Source organism: Streptomyces sp. NPDC059649, from assembly GCF_042734445.1.
GTDB lineage: Bacteria > Actinomycetota > Actinomycetes > Streptomycetales > Streptomycetaceae > Streptomyces.
In genome coordinates, this window is record NZ_JBHWDV010000122.1 from 1 (window position 1) to 1465 (window position 1465).

2 protein-coding genes are annotated in these 1465 nt (G+C 65.5%); one reads left to right on the forward strand and one right to left on the reverse strand.

Going from position 1 to position 1465, the window contains the following annotated elements; all coding sequences use genetic code 11:
• Positions 1-137: 137 nt before the first annotated feature.
• Positions 138-1040, reverse strand: a complete 903-nt coding sequence (locus ACFV1J_RS40300) for a DUF3626 domain-containing protein (RefSeq protein ID WP_385866982.1) — start codon at positions 1038-1040, stop codon at positions 138-140.
• A 156-nt stretch (positions 1041-1196) separates the two neighbouring features.
• Here ACFV1J_RS40300 and ACFV1J_RS40305 point away from each other — a divergent pair.
• Positions 1197-1465 (forward strand): helix-turn-helix domain-containing protein (locus tag ACFV1J_RS40305; protein WP_385866984.1); only part of this gene is annotated, 269 nt, incomplete at its 3' end.

Sequence of the window (1465 nt, forward strand, 5' to 3'; positions counted from 1 at the left end):
GGAACAGCACCCACAACTCGTCCGGCACCAACCGCTCCACCAGATCCGCCATGCACAGCTCAACGAGCGATCACGCCATCAGAAACGGCGTCTTAACGGCTCGGAACAACACCCACAGCCGCTCCGGCACCAAGCGATCAGCGAACGCCATCGATCGCAGCCTCCTCTTCATGCGCCCAGTGCTCCGCCTCGTCGGTCACCTGCCAAGGTGCTCCGAAACGCGCCAGGTAGTGCCACACCTTCTTGACCGCCTGCAGGTCATAACGACCGGTACTGGCGGCGTCTCCAACGAGGCGCGGATTGAGCACGCCACCGACTGCGATCTGCGCGCCTAGGTCGATGAACTCCTGGCCCCGATAGGCGGGATGCCGACGGAGCTCCTCGACCGTGAGTCGGAATCCAGGGTGCCATTCCACGGGGCACGGAAGGCGGACAGCAGCGTCCTCGACGGCCGTGCCTCGGTAGCAGTGGTCCAGGACCAGGGCCTCGACGTCGCGATCGAGGCGTACCGGTCCGTGCACCTGCGCTTCGATGCAGTCATCGAGGGCGTCCCGACGGTCGGCCAGGGCCAGCTCGATAAGCCCCATGCGCTCTGCGGTACCGAAGTCTGAGGGCTCCAGGCAGCTGTCCGGATAGCAGAACGTCGTCCGCTCCAGCGTCCGGGCGGTGAGCCGGAAGTGGGAGGAACCGAAGCGCGGCGCCGCGCCGACGGGTTTCTGGCCGAAGTTCAGTGCCCCATAGACGGGCCGCTCGCTGGCAGCGGCGTTGTCGTAGGCGCCGTTGAAGATCCGGCTCTCCCACCGCCACCGGTCCCCGCCGGGGTGGGCAGTCAGGCCGCCGTTGCTCGTTCCGGTGACGAACTGTGAGACATAGGCACCGCACTCAGCCAGGGAGACAAGGATCGGCTTGCCGCGTGTCAGACGGTCCGGATGAAAGTTGAGGGTCACCCGAAGCATGGGATCTACCGGCGGACCGGACGACAGCCCGGCCACATGACCAAGAGCCCGTTCCTGGGGTGTCTGGATGGCGTCGAAGCTCATGCCCGGAGTGTCCCCGAGCTGACCACCCCGCGCACGTAGGATTTCGCACCCCCTTCACTGTCGACGCGCTTCGCTGATCGCCAATCGAGTCGACCTCTACTGATCTTTTCGTTAGTTCTGTGGGTGTGACGGGCTTGTTGGTGGGAGCCTGATGTTGTGTCTTTCAAGCCATCGCCTGTTGCTTCCAGATCTGTCGTTCCTCCTTTGACGCGGCCGCAGTTGGCCGAGGCCCGGCGTGTACGGGCGGCCGAGTTGTTTGGGCAAGGACGCACGAGTACTGAGATCGCACGGATGTTGGAGGTCAGCCACGAGAGCGTGCGGCGGTGGAGACGGGTATGGGAGGAGGGCGGCACTGATGCCTTGCGCCGGCGTCCGGCCACCGGTCGTCCGCCCAAGCTGGATGACGCCCAGGTCGAGCGGGTGCG

Coding starts and splice junctions, on each gene's coding strand:
- ACFV1J_RS40300 (WP_385866982.1), bottom strand. CDS start 1,040: ATGAGCTTCGACGCCATCCAGACACCCCAGGAACGGGCTCTTGGTCAT.